Source organism: Enterobacter cloacae complex sp. P14RS (genome assembly GCF_014895895.1).
In the GTDB taxonomy this organism is placed as follows: Bacteria; Pseudomonadota; Gammaproteobacteria; order Enterobacterales; family Enterobacteriaceae; genus Enterobacter; species Enterobacter bugandensis.
On record NZ_JADBQM010000019.1, the window covers coordinates 1 to 15,909 of the forward strand.

General features: G+C 58.5%; 13 protein-coding genes and 1 pseudogene. 11 read left to right on the plus strand and 3 right to left on the minus strand.

All coding sequences use genetic code 11. From position 1 onward, the window contains the following. The first annotated feature begins 293 nt into the window (after positions 1-293). From arcA to IM295_RS14760, 5 genes are all read left to right on the plus strand, one after another. Positions 294-1,514 (plus strand): arginine deiminase, encoded by a 1,221-nt coding sequence (arcA, locus tag IM295_RS14740; protein ID WP_193066872.1) that lies wholly within the window; start codon positions 294-296, stop codon positions 1,512-1,514. Between the two features lie 9 nt (positions 1,515-1,523). Further along, positions 1,524-2,435 (plus strand): carbamate kinase, encoded by a 912-nt coding sequence (locus IM295_RS14745; protein WP_150144683.1) that lies wholly within the window; start codon positions 1,524-1,526, stop codon positions 2,433-2,435. Positions 2,436-2,460: 25 nt separating this feature from the next. Beyond that, positions 2,461-3,465: an ornithine carbamoyltransferase gene (argF, locus tag IM295_RS14750; RefSeq protein WP_003863360.1), complete on the plus strand. Its 1,005-nt coding sequence runs from the start codon at positions 2,461-2,463 to the stop codon at positions 3,463-3,465. Between the two features lie 47 nt (positions 3,466-3,512). Then, positions 3,513-4,916: a YfcC family protein gene (locus IM295_RS14755; protein ID WP_045259604.1), complete on the plus strand. Its 1,404-nt coding sequence runs from the start codon at positions 3,513-3,515 to the stop codon at positions 4,914-4,916. Positions 4,917-4,996: 80 nt separating this feature from the next. Beyond that, positions 4,997-5,476, plus strand: a complete 480-nt coding sequence (locus IM295_RS14760) for an arginine repressor (RefSeq protein WP_028015317.1) — start codon at positions 4,997-4,999, stop codon at positions 5,474-5,476. 3 nt (positions 5,477-5,479) lie between these two features. Here the strand turns inward: IM295_RS14760 and IM295_RS14765 are convergent. After that, a pseudogene (locus IM295_RS14765) lies at positions 5,480-5,597 on the minus strand (hypothetical protein). Here IM295_RS14765 and IM295_RS14770 point away from each other — a divergent pair. The 5 genes from IM295_RS14770 to gbpA all read left to right on the plus strand — a co-directional run bounded on the left by IM295_RS14770 (position 5,577) and on the right by gbpA (position 9,173). Next, positions 5,577-5,681: a pyrBI operon leader peptide gene (locus IM295_RS14770; RefSeq protein ID WP_022646880.1), complete on the plus strand. Its 105-nt coding sequence runs from the start codon at positions 5,577-5,579 to the stop codon at positions 5,679-5,681. The pseudogene IM295_RS14765 and the gene IM295_RS14770 overlap by 21 nt on opposite strands. Positions 5,682-5,715: 34 nt before the next feature. Then, positions 5,716-6,648 (plus strand): aspartate carbamoyltransferase, encoded by a 933-nt coding sequence (gene pyrB / locus IM295_RS14775; protein WP_028015316.1) that lies wholly within the window; start codon positions 5,716-5,718, stop codon positions 6,646-6,648. A 12-nt stretch (positions 6,649-6,660) separates the two neighbouring features. Beyond that, positions 6,661-7,122 carry an aspartate carbamoyltransferase regulatory subunit gene (pyrI, locus tag IM295_RS14780; RefSeq protein ID WP_048960123.1) on the plus strand — a complete coding sequence of 154 codons (462 nt, stop codon included), beginning with the start codon at positions 6,661-6,663 and terminating at the stop codon, positions 7,120-7,122. A gap of 73 nt (positions 7,123-7,195) precedes the next feature. Continuing rightward, positions 7,196-7,582 (plus strand): 2-iminobutanoate/2-iminopropanoate deaminase, encoded by a 387-nt coding sequence (ridA, locus tag IM295_RS14785; protein ID WP_003863373.1) that lies wholly within the window; start codon positions 7,196-7,198, stop codon positions 7,580-7,582. 139 nt (positions 7,583-7,721) lie between these two features. Next, positions 7,722-9,173: an N-acetylglucosamine-binding protein GbpA gene (gene gbpA / locus IM295_RS14790; protein ID WP_028015315.1), complete on the plus strand. Its 1,452-nt coding sequence runs from the start codon at positions 7,722-7,724 to the stop codon at positions 9,171-9,173. An 83-nt stretch (positions 9,174-9,256) separates the two neighbouring features. On the opposite strand, the gene IM295_RS14795 is transcribed toward gbpA, so the two are convergent. Beyond that, on the minus strand, positions 9,257-11,641 hold the full coding sequence (locus IM295_RS14795; RefSeq protein ID WP_193066873.1) for a beta-N-acetylhexosaminidase: 2,385 nt from the start codon (positions 11,639-11,641) through the stop codon (positions 9,257-9,259). A 178-nt stretch (positions 11,642-11,819) separates the two neighbouring features. After that, positions 11,820-14,528 (minus strand): magnesium-translocating P-type ATPase, encoded by a 2,709-nt coding sequence (gene mgtA, locus IM295_RS14800; protein ID WP_048957647.1) that lies wholly within the window; start codon positions 14,526-14,528, stop codon positions 11,820-11,822. 390 nt (positions 14,529-14,918) lie between these two features. Between mgtA and treR the strand changes: the two genes are divergently transcribed. Then, positions 14,919-15,866, plus strand: coding sequence for a trehalose operon repressor TreR (gene treR, locus IM295_RS14805; RefSeq protein ID WP_028015312.1), 948 nt, complete (start codon positions 14,919-14,921; stop codon positions 15,864-15,866). Positions 15,867-15,909: the final 43 nt, after the last annotated feature.

A 15,909-nucleotide genomic window follows, 5' to 3' on the forward strand; every position in this document is an offset into this window, starting at 1 on the left:
CCAATAATTACAAAATGTGTAATTCTACAAAATAATAACAACCTCAAATAATGCCACCGGATCCTGCTTAGCTATTCAACTCCCAATAATATGAAATTAATCATTATCTGATGCGAATCATGCAAATGAAAACAAACTCATTAATATCCATTTTCGCGTGAGCAATATCACATTACGGATTATTTAACTGCCTAGTATAAATCACGAAATCAATTGAGCTTAGCCGCCATGTAATTAAACACACCACATGGCGCATGCCCTTTTTATTCTGAAAAACAGTTAAAGGAATAATTATGGAAAAGCATTATGTCGGTTCTGAAATTGGTCAATTGCGTAGCGTTATGCTGCACCGCCCTAATTTAAGTCTGAAGCGGTTAACCCCCTCAAACTGTCAGGAGCTGTTATTTGATGATGTACTGTCGGTTGAACGGGCGGGTGAGGAGCATGACATCTTCGCAAACACGCTGCGCGAGCAGGGTGTGGAAGTCCTGCTGTTGACCGACCTGCTCACGCAAACCCTTGATATCGCAGAAGCGAAAGCCTGGCTTCTTGAAACACAAATTTCCGACTATCGCCTCGGGCCAACCTTTGCCGGCGACGTGCGCGGCTGGCTGGCGGATATGCCGCACCGCGAACTGGCGCGGCGATTAAGCGGGGGATTAACCTACGGCGAAATTCCGGCAGCCATTAAAAATATGGTAGTGGATACCCACACGGCGAATGATTTTATTATGAAGCCGCTGCCGAACCATTTATTTACCCGCGATACCTCCTGCTGGATTTATAACGGCGTGTCCATTAACCCGATGGCGAAACCCGCCCGCCAGCGTGAAACCAATAATCTGCGCGCGATATATCGCTGGCACTCGGCATTTGCCGACGGCGATTTTATTAAGTATTTCGGCGACGAGAATATTAATTACGACCACGCCACCTTAGAAGGCGGCGACGTACTGGTGATTGGCCGCGGGGCGGTATTGATCGGCATGTCCGAGCGCACAACGCCGCAGGGCGTGGAGTTCCTCGCCAACAGCCTGTTTAAACACCGTCAGGCCGAACGCGTGATTGCCGTTGAGCTGCCCAAACATCGCTCCTGCATGCACCTCGACACGGTGATGACCCACATCGACGTGGACACTTTCTCCGTCTATCCGGAAGTGGTGCGCAAAGACGCCCAGTGCTGGACGCTCACCCCGGACGGACGCGGCGGCCTGCTGCGCACGCAGGAAACCGACCTGCTGCACGCCATTGAGAAAGCCCTCGGCATTAACCAGGTCCGCCTGATCACCACCGGCGGCGACGCCTTTGAAGCCGAACGCGAGCAGTGGAACGACGCCAACAACGTTCTGACCATCCGCCCGGGCGTAGTGATCGGCTACGAGCGCAACGTCTGGACCAACGAGAAGTACGACAAAGCGGGCATCACCGTGCTGCCGATCCCCGGCGACGAACTGGGACGCGGTCGCGGCGGCGCGCGCTGCATGAGCTGCCCACTGGAACGCGACGGAATTTAAGGAGCCATCATGGAACGAAAACCCACTCTGGTTGTGGCCTTGGGCGGCAACGCGCTGCTCAAGCGCGGCGAGCCGCTGGAAGCGGATATCCAGCGCCAGAACATCGAGCAGGCCGCCCGCATCATCGCCGGATTAACAGAACAGTGGCGCGTGGTGCTGGTGCACGGCAACGGGCCGCAGGTCGGGCTGCTGGCGCTGCAGAACAGCGCCTACGACAAAGTGACGCCCTACCCGCTGGACGTTCTCGGCGCGGAAAGCCAGGGGATGATCGGCTACATGCTCCAGCAGGCGCTGAAAAACAATCTGCCCCAGCGTGAGGTGAGCGTCCTGCTCACCCAGGTGGAAGTGGACGCCGCCGATCCGGCCTTTAGCAACCCGACCAAGTACATCGGTCCGGTGTACAGCGAGGCCCAGGCGAAAGCGCTGGCCGCAGAAAAAGGCTGGACGTTCAGGGCCGACGGCACCTATTTCCGCCGCGTGGTGCCCTCTCCGCAGCCCAAACGCATCGTTGAGAGCGACGCCATCACGGCGCTGATCCAGCGTGACCACCTGGTGATCTGCAACGGCGGCGGCGGCGTGCCGGTAGTGGAAAACGCCAACGGCTATCGCGGCGTTGAGGCGGTGATCGACAAAGACCTCTCCGCCGCCCTGCTGGCGCGCCAGATCGAGGCCGACGCCCTGCTGATCCTCACCGATGCCGACGCGGTGTACCTCGACTGGGGCAAGCCGACCCAGCGCCCGCTGGCGCAGGTGACGCCGGAATTGCTTAAAGACATGACGTTCGACGCCGGATCGATGGGGCCGAAGGTCGCCGCCTGCCGCGAATTTGTTGAGGCCTGCAACGGCATTGCCGGGATCGGCGCGCTGGCCGACGGCGCGGAGATCCTGGCGGGCGAGAAAGGCACGCTGATTCGTAACTGAGCACTCATTTAAAAAGGATTTACCCATGACCATTAACCTGAAAAACCGCAACTTTCTCAAACTGCTGGACTACACCCCGGCGGAAATTCAGTACCTGATCGACCTCGCCATCGAGCTGAAGGCGGCCAAAAAAGCCGGGCGCGAAAAGCAGACCCTGGTCGGAAAAAACATCGCCCTGATCTTTGAAAAAACCTCCACCCGCACCCGCTGCGCCTTCGAAGTGGGCGCGTTTGACCAGGGCGCGCAGGTTACCTACCTCGGCCCAAGCGGGTCGCAGATCGGTCACAAAGAGTCGATGAAAGACACCGCCCGCGTGCTGGGCCGCATGTATGACGGCATCGAGTACCGCGGCTACGGCCAGGCCATCGTCGAGGAGCTCGGAGAATACGCGGGCGTGCCGGTATGGAACGGCCTGACCGACGAGTTCCACCCGACGCAAATTCTCGCTGACCTGATGACCATGCTGGAGCATTCACCGGGCAAAACTCTGCCGGAGTTGAGCTTTGCCTATCTCGGCGACGCGCGCAACAACATGGGCAACTCCCTGATGGTCGGCGCGGCCAAGATGGGGATGGATATCCGCCTCGTGGCACCGAAATCCTTCTGGCCGGAAGCCGGGCTGGTTGAGCAGTGCCGCGCCATCGCCAAAGAAACGGGCGCGCGCATCACCCTCACCGACGATGTGGAAGAAGGTGTGCAGGGCACCGATTTCCTCTACACCGACGTGTGGGTCTCCATGGGAGAGCCGAAGGAGGCCTGGGCCGAGCGCGTCAGCCTGATGAAGCCGTATCAAATCAACGCGGACGTGATGAAGGCCACCGGCAACCCGAACGTCAAGTTCATGCACTGCCTGCCCGCGTTCCACAACGAGCACACCAAAGTGGGCCGTGAGATCGAGATGGCGTACGGCCTGAAGGGGCTGGAGGTGACGGAAGAGGTCTTTGAATCACCGAACTCCATCGTCTTTGACGAAGCAGAAAACCGCATGCACACCATTAAGGCGGTCATGGTGGCGACACTCGGCGACTAATCACCGCCCGGCGCGCCGCGGGGTGCGCCGGGTTTCAGGAGAACATCATGGGCAAGTTCAAGTTTCCCTCCGCTTACACCATTCTCTTTTTTCTGATTGCCGTGGTTGCCGTGCTGACGTGGATTGTTCCGGCCGGGCAGTACCATATGGCGATGAACGAGGCGCTCGGCAAAGAGGTGCCGGTTGCCGGCACCTATGCGCACGTGGCATCGCATCCGCAGGGGCTGGTGTCGGTGCTGATGGCCCCGATAGCCGGGCTGTACGATCCGGAGTCCGGCCAGGCCGGGGCGATAGACGTTGCGTTGTTTATCCTGATCATCGGGGGATTTCTCGGGATCGTCACCAAAACCGGGGCAATTGACGCCGGGATCGAGCGCGTCACCACTAAGCTCCGCGGGCGCGAAGAGTGGATGATCCCGATCCTGATGGCGCTGTTTGCCGCAGGCGGCACGATTTACGGCATGGCCGAAGAGTCGCTGCCCTTCTATACCTTACTGGTGCCGGTGATGCTGGCGGCGCGGTTCGATCCGGTAGTTGCCGCGTCCACCGTGCTGCTCGGGGCGGGGATCGGCACGCTCGGGTCCACCATTAACCCGTTCGCGACGGTGATCGCCGCCAACGCCGCCGGGATCCCCTTCACCAATGGGATCATGCTGCGCATCGCGCTGCTGGTCATCGGCTGGATCATCTGCGTGGCGTGGGTGATGCGCTATGCCCGTAAGGTGCGCAAAGATCCGTCGCTGTCGATCGTGGCGGATAAACAGGAGGAGAACCTCGCCCACTTCCTCGGCAACAAGGGCGAGCAGTCGCTGGAATTTACCCCGGTGCGCAAACTCATCCTGGTGATTTTCGCCCTCGCCTTCGCGGTGATGATCTACGGCGTGGCGGTGCTGGGCTGGTGGATGGCGGAGATCTCGGCGGTGTTCCTCGCCAGCGCCATTATCGTTGGGCTTATCGCCCGCATGAGCGAAGAGGAGCTGACCTCAACCTTTATCAACGGCGCGCGAGATTTGCTGGGCGTCGCGCTGATTATCGGCATCGCGCGCGGTATCGTAGTGATTATGGATAAGGGCATGATTACCCACACCATTTTGCACAGCGCCGAGGGGATGGTCACCGGATTGTCGACGGTGGCGTTCATTAACGTGATGTACTGGCTGGAGGTGGTGCTGTCGTTTCTTGTGCCTTCTTCGTCCGGCCTGGCCGTTCTGACGATGCCGATCATGGCGCCCCTTGCCGATTTCGCTAACGTCAACCGCGACCTGGTGGTTACGGCTTACCAGTCGGCGTCCGGCATCGTTAACCTTATCACCCCCACCTCTGCCGTCGTGATGGGCGGGCTGGCTATCGCCCGCGTGCCCTACGTGCGTTATCTGAAATGGGTCGCGCCGCTGCTGGGGATTTTGACGGTGGTGATTATGGTGGCGTTAAGCCTGGGCGCGTTGTTGTGATTTGCCGGATGGCGCTGCGCTTATCCGGCCTACGGATCGGTGCGGTGCCACCGGTTATTTCGGGAACTGATATGGGAACTATGATGGATTACGAAGAGTACTCTCCCAAAGAGCAACTACAGCTAACGGTCTGCCAGCGTCTGATCGCGGAAAAGAGCTATCTCTCTCAGGAAGAGATCCGCCGCGACTTGCAGGAGCGGGGTTTTGAGACCATCAGCCAGTCCACCGTTTCACGTCTGCTCAAGCTGCTTGGCGTCATAAAAATTCGCAATGCCAAAGGGCTAAAGATTTATTCGCTGAATCCCCAGCTGCGCCCTGCCCCCGACGCCGCGCGTACCGTCTCCGAAATGGTGGTGAGCGTGGAGCACAATAGCGAATTTATCCTTATTCATACCGTTGCCGGATATGGCCGCGCGGTGGCGCGTATTCTGGATTATCACCAGTTACCGGAAATTTTAGGTGTGGTGGCGGGAAGCAGTATCGTCTGGGTCGCGCCCCGGGTGGTGAAGCGTACCGCGCTGGTGCATAAGCAAATTAATTACTTACTCAGAATGCATTAATATTCATAAAGAACCGTTTGCATTGAGTAAAGCGTGCATTAAATCGCTTGATCCCAAAAACGAGCTGCGTATAATGCCCGACAATTTGCCGGGAGGAAGCATGGTCAAGCGTGTACGACATAACGTCTTACCGCGTCTGAAATCAGACGCTGGCCTGCCGTTTTTCTTCCCGTTGCTAAACCTATTCCCAGAGCCCCTCATTTGAGGGGCTTTTTTTTGCCCGGCGTCAGGAGATAAACATGAATCCGCTTTATCAAAAACACATCATTTCCATAAACGACCTCAGCCGCGAAGAGCTGGAACTGGTTCTGGAAACCGCGGCAAAACTGAAGGCCAATCCGCAGCCGGAGCTGCTGAAGCACAAGGTGATCGCGAGCTGTTTCTTTGAAGCCTCGACGCGCACCCGCCTCTCCTTTGAAACCTCCATGCACCGCCTGGGCGCGAGCGTGGTGGGCTTCTCGGACAGCAGCAACACGTCGCTGGGCAAAAAAGGCGAAACCCTGGCGGATACCATTTCAGTGATCAGCACCTACGTGGACGCGATTGTGATGCGCCACCCGCAGGAGGGCGCGGCGCGTCTGGCGACCGAGTTTTCTGGCGGCATTCCGGTGCTGAACGCCGGTGACGGCGCCAACCAGCATCCGACGCAGACCCTGCTGGACCTGTTCACCATTCAGGAGACCCAGGGCACGCTTGAAAATCTGAACATCGCCATGGTCGGTGACCTGAAGTACGGCCGCACCGTCCACTCCCTGACCCAGGCGCTGGCGAAATTTAGCGGCAACCGCTTCTTCTTCATCGCCCCGGACGCACTGGCGATGCCGCAGTACATCCTCGACATGCTGGACGAGAAAGGCATTACGTGGAGCCTGCACGCCAGCATCGAAGAGGTGGTGGGCAACGTGGATATTCTCTATATGACCCGCGTGCAGAAAGAGCGTCTGGATCCATCCGAATACGCCAACGTGAAGGCGCAGTTCGTGCTGCGCGCCAGCGATCTCGACGGCGCGCGCGACAACATGAAGGTGCTGCACCCGCTGCCGCGCATCGATGAGATTGCCACCGACGTGGATAAAACGCCGCACGCCTGGTACTTCCAGCAGGCCGGAAACGGCATCTTCGCTCGCCAGGCGTTACTGGCACTGGTTCTGAATCGCGAATTAGCTCTGTAAGGGGAGACGACCATGACACACGATAACAAACTCCAGGTTGAAGCCATCAAGCGTGGCACCGTGATTGACCACATCCCTGCGCAGGTGGGCTTTAAGCTGCTGACGCTGTTCAAACTGACCGAAACCGACCAGCGCATCACCATCGGCCTGAACCTGCCTTCCGGCGAAATGGGCCGTAAAGATCTGATCAAGATCGAGAACACCTTCCTGACCGACGAGCAGGTCAACCAGCTGTCGCTGTACGCGCCGGAGGCCACGGTTAACCGCATCGACGATTACGACGTGGTGGGCAAATCCCGCCCGAGCCTGCCGGAGCGCATCGAAAGCGTGCTGGTCTGCCCGAACAGCAACTGCATCAGCCACGCCGAGCCGGTTTCGTCCAGCTTTGCAGTGAAAAAGCGCGCCAATGACATCGCGCTCAAATGCAAATACTGCGAAAAAGAGTTTTCCCATTATGTGGTGCTGGCCAACTAATTGAGGTTGGTAATGAAATCCCGGCTGTTATAATGGCCGGGAACATTCTTAACGCTGTAATTCTGGAGAAAAAATGAGCAAAGTACTCGCGACGGAAAATGCACCAGCGGCTATCGGCCCATACGTTCAGGGCGTTGATCTGGGCAGCATGATCATCACCTCTGGCCAGATCCCGGTAAACCCGAAAACCGGTGAAGTACCGGCCGACGTGGCGGCGCAGGCGCGTCAGTCGCTGGAAAACGTGCAAGCTATCGTTGAATCTGCGGGCCTGAAAGTGGGTGATATCGTCAAAACGACGGTGTTCGTGAAAGATCTGAACGACTTCGCCACCGTTAACGCCACTTACGAAGCGTTCTTCACCGAGCACAACGCCACCTTCCCGGCGCGCTCCTGCGTGGAAGTGGCGCGTCTGCCAAAAGACGTGAAAATTGAAATTGAAGCGATCGCCGTACGTCGTTAATACATTTCAATAAACAGAAGGCAGCTCGGGCTGCCTTTTTTATTTCGGTTATTTTTACTCTCCGGGTAAAATGACACAGAGCCAGATCCATTATTAGACTCTCCCTCGCCTAGTAATATTCTCTAATAATGGATGAGTAATGAAACTTTCAAAAATTGCACTTGCCCTCGCAACAGTGACCGTTGCGTCTTCGGCATTTGCTCACGGATATATTGAATCTCCTGCCAGCCGCGCCTATATGTGTAAGCTGGGTCAAAATATTGATTGCGGCTCCGTACAGTATGAACCGCAGAGCGTAGAGAAAACCTCCGGCTTCCCGACCGGGGCAGAGCCAGCAGACGGACACCTTGCCAGCGCGGGTATCTCTCAATATTCTCAGCTGGATAAGCAGAGCCTGAATGCGTGGACTAAAAACCCGATGACCGCGGGCCCGCATGAATTTGTCTGGCACCATACTGCGCCGCACAAAACTACCAACTGGCGTTATTACATTACCAAACAAAACTGGGATCCAAATAAACCGCTAACTCGCGATCAGTTTGAATTAACCCCGTTCTGTACAATTAACGGAAATAGCCAGGCGCCAGCCGTAACTAAATCCATGACCTGTAATGTTCCTGAACGCACAGGTTATCAGGTAATTTACGGCGTATGGGAAATTGCAGATACCACAAACAGCTTCTATCAGGCTATCGACGTTGATTTCGGGAATGGCGGCAACGTTACCCCGGACGAAACGCCTGCGGTTGTGTCCGAGTGGAGCAAAACCCTGAGCGGCCAGATTGCCGGTAATAACCTGAACGTGGGCGATAAAGTTATCGCACGCTTCTTCGACGCCCACGGCGAAGTGACCGCCATGCGCACCGAGATGACCATCGGCTCTGCTGAACAAGGCGACGCTAACCAGTGGTCCTACGATCTGGCGCAGAAGATCAACACCGCGCAGCACGACGTGCGCGTCGGCGTGAAGGATGAAGCCGGTGACATCAGCCCGGTTCACGGCGCCAACAGCGTCTTCGTGAAAGACGGCAGCACCTTACAGTCCGTTGCTATCTCTTATGAAGAGCAGAAAGCGCAGGTGAGCGAAACCATCGCCGTAACCGATCTGCAATACAGCAAAATCGAACATGGCAACGCGACCGTGACCTTCCACGTGAATACGCAGGGTGACGTGAATTTTGAAGCACACGTGATGAACCACCACGGTGCGGAAAAAGGCTACCTGAAGCAGGACATGAACAACAGCAATCAGGACGTCACCATGACCCTGACCGACGTGACCGCCGGTCACCACATGCTGAAATACTACGCGACCAATAAAGACGGCACCCTGTTCGCGCAGGACGTCCTGAACCTGATGCTGGAAGGCGATGCCGCTGCGGATAGCACCGGCCACCACGACTTTACCTTCCCGGACAATATCGCGTCGTACAAGGCAGGTACCGTGGTGCTTCAGCCTAAAGACGGTAAGACCTACGAATGTAAGCCTTTCCCGTACAGCGGCTTCTGCGTGCAGTACAGCCCAACCGCAAACCAGTATGAGCCAGGCGTTGGCGCACACTGGAAAGAGGCGTGGGTTCTGAAGAACTGAGTGGCCTTTATGCCCGGCGGCACTTCGTTTGCCGGGCCTACACCACGTAGGCCCGGTAAGCGCAGCGCCACCGGGCATGTGTGTTACTGATTTCGCGTGGCGCGTAGCAGCGTCTCCAGCGGATAGACCGCCGCAATCACCACCTCATCCTGCACCTTCGCCGCGCTGTCCAGCTCGCTCTGGATCGACGCGATCTCTTTGTCGTCCAGCGTCCCCTGACGCGCCACCAGATCCGTCAGCCTCAGGCCAATCGAGGCCAGCTTATCCACCTCCAGAATGACCGGCTTAATGGCCTTCAGCTGATAGCTGTTTTCGCTCAAGGCCAGCACGTCGCTGGTGTTGTTCTGCCAGCGGTTAAAGACGTGGCGCAGCGCCTCGGCGCTCTCCGTGTCTTCCGCGTCGCTCACCAGGCGGTCCGCCCACTTGTGCATCTGGCGCACGGTGGCGCTTTCGGCGTTCAACGCATCTGCAAGTCTGTTAAGCGGCTCAAACTGATGGTAGTTTCCGGCCTGGAACTTCAGGTGCTGGCGGGTGTAGTACTGGGCCGGCTCGAGCGCCTGGGCGAGGATTTGCAGCGGCAGGGTGTCGGCATTGTTAGCGAGGCGCGTGAACTGCACCTGCTGCTGGGTATGCTGCTGCAGCCCGACGGACACCGTCGACCAGCTGTCCATCGCCTGCAGGCGGGTATACATGTTATCGACGTCGTTGACGTCCTGCGCGGACCACAGCCGCTCCGCCACCGCAAAGGCGCGCGGCCACAGGCGGATGTCCAGCACCGGCGCGACCACGTTTTCCGCCCACAGCGCGGCTTCGCCACCGAGCAGGTTGGCCTGATTCGCCACGTCCGGCACGACCGGAGGGGTACCTTTCGGCACGTCGTCCAGACGCGCGCCGCTAATCGGGTAGCGGGTGTTTCCCACCAGGAAATAGCCGGTGAGTTTGTCGTTATCAACGTTGACCACCGGGCGCGTTTCACCCATCCAGGTGTCGACGGTAAAGGTCACCTGGTTGTCGTCGCGCCACTGAATGTTATTCACCGCCCGACGCGATTTCCCGGCAAAATCAATAAATCCGCGCCAGCCGGCGTCGCCTTTCACCAGCGTAAAGCTGCCTTCCACCGGCTTGCCCTTCAGGCGCGGCATGGAGAAAGCCCAGCTCTGGACGCTGTCGGTGTCCGCTATCACATCCACGCCATTCAGCCCCTGCGGCACGATTTCGTTGCGGTAGTGGTAGGCGGTGGACTGGGGCTGGTCGAGGTAGAAGCCGGTTGAGAGAATGCCCTTATAGCCGTTCTGCGCCACCTGCCCCAGCGCGTCCTGCCCCTGCCAGGACTGGATCAGAATGCTTTTCGGCAGATCGGGATGGTAGATCTCGTCCCAGCCGACCATCTGCCGGTGGTGCTTCTCAAGGATCGTCTCCAGCTTGCGGTTGAAATACGCCTGCAGCGCGTGGCTGTCCGCCAGTTTGTTGTCGCGCATAAATCTCTGGATTGCCGCGTTTGCCTTCCACTGGCTGTCGTCCACCTCATCGCCGCCGATATGCAGATACGGATCGGGGAAGATCGCCGCCAGTTCGCTGACCATCGCGTCGACAAAGGTGTAGGTCGCCTCTTTGGTGGGATCCAGCACCGGCTTCAGCACGCCCCAGTGGCGCTCCATGGCGAACGGCCCCGGCGCGCTCATCAGTTCCGGATAGGCGACGGCAATCGCTGAGGCGTGGCCCGGCATATCGATTTCCGGCACCACGCGTATGCCGCGTTCGGCAGCGTAACGCACAATCTCACGCATCTGCTCAGGGGTGTAGAACAGCCCGTCGCTGGCAAGCTGGGTTAATTTTGGATAACGCTTCGAGGTAAAGCGCCAGCCCTGATCGTCAGTCAGATGCCAGTGCAGGACGTTGAGCTTAGCCGCAGCCATGCCGTCGATCTGACGCTTGATATCGGGTAATGGGATGAAATGGCGCGCCGAATCGAGCAGCAGCCCGCGCCACGGGAAGCGCGGCGAATCTTCGATGGTAACCCACGGAATCGAAGTGTTTTCGGCACCGTTCTGCATTAGCTGGAGCAAGGTTTCCATTGCGCGCAATGCGCCAAAGCGGGTGTTAGCAGAGATGTTCACGCCGTTGGCATCCACTATGAGTTTGTAGCTCTCATCGCTGTCCGGCAGCGGCTGCGGCTTCACCTTTTTAGCGATGGCGATACGGATGGTTGGCTTGTCAGGTTTTTCGGCCTGTGGCTGTAGCGTCCAGCCGGTTTGCAGCGCAATGCGCTGGCGCAGGCGGTTGACCGCGTCCCCCAGATCGTCGCCGCTGACGCTCACGGAGAGTTGATTGTTAAGCACCAGCGCGCCCTGCGTCGTCGGGCGTTCAACCTTCGCAGGCCAGGGCATCAGGGGAAGGTCGCCTGCCGGCGCGGCAAAAGCGGAGGCGCCGAGCATAAGCCCGGCGGTTAAGAGACTGTACCGTAACATGAATGTTCCTTATCTGACGGGCCAAATACAGGCAAAACATTCTGTTAACATGCGTACAAATTGTCGTCAAGCGAATGCGCCGACGGAGATCACAGGTTGTTGAATTTGGGAGGAAAGCCAGATGCCGGGTGGCGGCTTCGCCTTACCCGGCCTACGTTTGGATTGTGGCAAAATGAGCTTACTGCCACCCATATCGACGCGCATAGAACCCTTTCACCATCTGGGTCAGCACCATATAACCCGCAAGAATCGCCACCAACCATGGGAAGTAGCTCAGCGGCAGCGCCTGAAGTTGCAGGTAGCTTGCCAGCGGTGAGAACGGCAGCGCGATACCCAGCGCCATCACAATGCCCGTCATCACAATCAGCGGCCACGCGGCACGGCTCTGGATGAACGGAATGCGGCGCGTGCGGATCATATGCACAATCAGCGTCTGGGACAGCAGACCTACCACGAACCAGCCGGACTGGAACAGCGTCTGGTGTTCCGGGGTGTTGGCGTGGAACACAAACCACATCAGGCAGAAGGTCAGAATGTCGAAGATGGAGCTGATCGGCCCAAAGAACAGCATAAAGCGGCCCAGATCGGCGGGGTTCCAGCGCTGCGGCTTCTGGATCTGCTCGTCGTCCACGTTATCAAACGGGATCGCTACCTGAGAGACATCGTACATCAGGTTCTGGATCAGCAGGTGCAGCGGGAGCATCGGCAGGAACGGCAGAAACGCGCTCGCCACCAGCACGCTGAAGACGTTACCGAAGTTGGAGCTGGCGGTCATTTTGATGTACTTGAGCATGTTGGCGAAGGTGCGACGCCCTTCGATGACGCCCTCCTCCAGCACCATCAGGCTCTTTTCCAGCAGGATGATATCCGCCGCTTCACGGGCGATATCCACGGCGCCGTCCACGGAGATGCCAATGTCCGCCGCACGCAGCGCGGGCGCATCGTTGATGCCGTCGCCCATAAAGCCCACCACGTGCCCTTCACGACGCAGCAGCGTCACAATGCGCTCTTTGTGCATCGGCGTCAGGCGGGCAAACAGCGTCGTGCGCTGGGCAAGCTGCGCCAGTTCGTCGTCGGTGAGGTGCTCAATGTCGCTCCCCACCACCACGTCGCCCGCGTCCAGCCCCACTTCGTGGCACACTTTGGCCGCCACCAGCTCGCTGTCACCGGTGAGAATTTTGACGGTGATGCCGCTCGCCTTCAGCGCCTTCAGCGCCGGTGCGGTGGTCTCTTTCGGCGGATCGAGGAATGCGATGTAACCCTCGAGGATCAAATCGGATTCGTCGATACGCTGATAGTCCCCCTCCCGCGCGGGCAGGAATTTGCTCGCCACCGCCACCACGCGCAGCCCCTGACGGTTCAGGTTGTCGGTGACGCGCTTGATGCGGCGCAGCATGGTGTCGTCCAGCGGCACGATCTCCCCGTTATGGCGCACCTGCGTGGAGACGTTCAGGATCTCCTGCAGCGCGCCTTTGCAGATCAGCTGGTGCACGTCCGGCTGCTCGCTGACCACCACCGACATGCGGCGGCGCTCGAAGTCGAACGGGATTTCGTCCACCTTCTGCCAGCGGCCGGAGAGCGTACGGGCGGCCTCCTCGTCCACGCCTTCCAGCACCGCCACGTCGAGCAGGTTTTTCAGCCCGGTCTGGTAGTGGCTGTTCAGCCACGCGCTGTGGAGCACGCGCTCGCTGGTTTTACCGGCGATGTCGGTGTGGTTCTCCAGCACGATTTTATCCTGCGTCAGGGTGCCGGTTTTATCGGTGCAGAGAATGTCCATTGCGCCAAAGTTCTGGATGGCGTCGAGGTGTTTGACGATCACCTTTTGTTTAGAGAGTTTGACCGCCCCACGCGCCAGCGTGGAGGTAACGATCATCGGCAGCATTTCCGGCGTCAGGCCGACGGCCACGGAGAGCGCAAACAGCGCCGCCTCCCACCAGTCGCCCTTGGTGTAGCCGTTGATCAGCAGCACGATTGGCGTCATAACCATCATAAAGCGGATCAGCAGCATGCTGACGCGGCCAATGCCTTTCTGGAACGCATTCGGCTCGCTCTCCTGCTCGCTGACGCGCCCGGCAAGCTGTCCAAACCAGGTATTGCCCCCGGTGGCGGTGACAATCGCCTGCGCCGTGCCGCTGACCACAGTGGTGCCCATAAAGCACAGGGTGTCGCACTCGAGCGGGTTCATCTGCTGCGGGTCGCGGCTGCGCGATACCTTCTCAACGGGCAGGGACTCGCCGGTCAGGGAGGCCTGCGCCACGAACAGATCCCGCGCCTGGATGATGCGTAAATCCGCCGGGATCATGTCTCCCGCCGCCAGCTTCACCAGGTCGCCCGGCACCAGCTGGTCAATGGGCAGCTCAACCCAGGCGTTTTCGCCGAGATCGTTAATCACGCGCGAGACGGTTGCGGTGTTGCTGACCATCGCCTTCAGGGCGTCTGCCGCTTTGGTGGAGCGGGCTTCCTGAATGAAGTTCAGCAGCGTGGAGATACCCACCATCAGGGCAATCACGCCCGCGGCAAAGAGATCTTCCGTCGCGTAAGAGATGATGCCGAGCACGGTCAGCAGCAGGTTGAACGGGTTGCGGTAGCAGAGCCACAGGTGCACCCACCACGGAGAGGGCTTCTGCGCCGGGATCTGGTTATCGCCGTGCACGGCGCGGATTTTTTCCACTTCAGACGCATTCAGCCCTTCCGGATGGCCGCCAAAGGCGCGCCAGACTTCGTTTTCATCCATCGCCGCCACGTTCAGGCAGCGTTCGGTCAGGGACGCCGGGATCGCCGCTCCCGCCATGTTTTTGGCATTGGGCAGCGGATCGCGCTGAACAAGACGGTGTGGCAGATGGCGGCTCAGCAGCGCCTGCAGCTGCCGGGTGATATTTTTAAACATAGACATTCCTCCGCATCCGCCAGGCGGACGCAGCATTCCCTTCAGGCGTGGCAAAGCCGTACCTGTCAGGCACTCAATTTTTCAAGCAGGAACGTTTGGGACGTTGCTGCCTCACATTACCGGTGAGACAGCAAAAGCTGGCTTACCGGAAAGAACAAATTCTCCCGTTCAGGAGAGGTGCGGGATCGGGATCCATAAAGCCTCCGGTAAGTAAAAAAACAGGGTGTCGCCGCGCAGTATAAAGATTTAAGCGTACCCTTTGTGACGATTCGGGCGGTATTATACGCGCCTGCAAATAAACAGTACGTAAACCAGACTTTGCCCATAGCGAAATCGCGCTATAGCATTAGGCTCAATTGACCATTTTGTCGTTGTTACAGGGAAAACAGCATGCAGAACCGCCTTACAATTAAAGACATCGCGCGTTTAAGCGGCGTGGGGAAATCAACCGTCTCACGCGTGCTGAACAACGAAAGCGGCGTCAGCGAACGCACCCGCGAGCGCGTTGAGGCGGTCATGAATCAGCACGGTTTTTCCCCTTCCCGCTCCGCGCGCGCCATGCGCGGGCAGAGCGATAAAGTGGTTGCGATCATCGTTTCGCGTCTGGATTCCCTCTCCGAAAACCTCGCCGTTCAGACCATGCTGCCAGCCTTCTACGAGCAGGGCTATGACCCGATCATGATGGAGAGCCAGTTCTCGCCACAGCTGGTGGAAGAACATCTCGGCATGCTCCAGCGCCGTAACATTGACGGCGTGGTGCTGTTTGGTTTTACCGGCATTGACGAGGAGATGCTGAAACACTGGCAGCCGTCTCTGGTGCTGCTGGCGCGCGATGCCCACGGCTTTGCCTCCGTCTGTTATGACGATGAGGGGGCGATTATCACCCTGATGCAGCGCCTGTACGAAGAAGGCCACCGCCACATCAGCTATCTGGGCGTGCCGCACGCGGACGTTACCACCGGCAAGCGCCGCCACGAGGCCTATCTGGCCTTTTGCAAAAAGCACAATCTCCCTGCCGTGGCCTCCCTGCCGGGGCTGGGCATGAAGCAGGGCTACGAGCAGGTCGCCAGCGTCCTGACGCCGCAGACCACCGCGCTGGTGTGCGCCACGGACACCCTTGCGCTGGGTGCCAGCAAGTATCTGCAGGAGCAGCGTATTGATAACCTGCAGGTGGCGAGCGTCGGCAGCACGCCGCTGATGAAGTTCCTGCACCCTGAAATTATCACCGTCGATCCGGGCTACGCCGAGTCCGGCAGACAGGCCGCCGCGCAGCTGATCGAGCAGATCAACGGGCGGAGCGAGCCGCGCCAGATCGTTATTCCTGCCCGTCTCTCATAACCCCCCTGAATCGTTTATTGTGATCTTCGCCCGATTTCGGGAA

Excerpts from the sequence above, each read along its gene's own strand:
- argF (WP_003863360.1), top strand. The coding sequence starts at position 2,461 with ATGACCATTAACCTGAAAAACCGCAACTTTCTCAAACTGCTGGACTAC.
- treR (WP_028015312.1), top strand. The coding sequence starts at position 14,919 with ATGCAGAACCGCCTTACAATTAAAGACATCGCGCGTTTAAGCGGCGTG.
- IM295_RS14795 (WP_193066873.1), bottom strand. The coding sequence starts at position 11,641 with ATGTTACGGTACAGTCTCTTAACCGCCGGGCTTATGCTCGGCGCCTCC.
- pyrI (WP_048960123.1), top strand. The coding sequence starts at position 6,661 with ATGACACACGATAACAAACTCCAGGTTGAAGCCATCAAGCGTGGCACC.
- IM295_RS14770 (WP_022646880.1), top strand. The coding sequence starts at position 5,577 with ATGGTCAAGCGTGTACGACATAACGTCTTACCGCGTCTGAAATCAGAC.
- mgtA (WP_048957647.1), bottom strand. The coding sequence starts at position 14,528 with ATGTTTAAAAATATCACCCGGCAGCTGCAGGCGCTGCTGAGCCGCCAT.
- arcA (WP_193066872.1), top strand. The coding sequence starts at position 294 with ATGGAAAAGCATTATGTCGGTTCTGAAATTGGTCAATTGCGTAGCGTT.
- gbpA (WP_028015315.1), top strand. The coding sequence starts at position 7,722 with ATGAAACTTTCAAAAATTGCACTTGCCCTCGCAACAGTGACCGTTGCG.
- IM295_RS14760 (WP_028015317.1), top strand. The coding sequence starts at position 4,997 with ATGATGGATTACGAAGAGTACTCTCCCAAAGAGCAACTACAGCTAACG.
- IM295_RS14745 (WP_150144683.1), top strand. The coding sequence starts at position 1,524 with ATGGAACGAAAACCCACTCTGGTTGTGGCCTTGGGCGGCAACGCGCTG.
- IM295_RS14755 (WP_045259604.1), top strand. The coding sequence starts at position 3,513 with ATGGGCAAGTTCAAGTTTCCCTCCGCTTACACCATTCTCTTTTTTCTG.
- ridA (WP_003863373.1), top strand. The coding sequence starts at position 7,196 with ATGAGCAAAGTACTCGCGACGGAAAATGCACCAGCGGCTATCGGCCCA.
- pyrB (WP_028015316.1), top strand. The coding sequence starts at position 5,716 with ATGAATCCGCTTTATCAAAAACACATCATTTCCATAAACGACCTCAGC.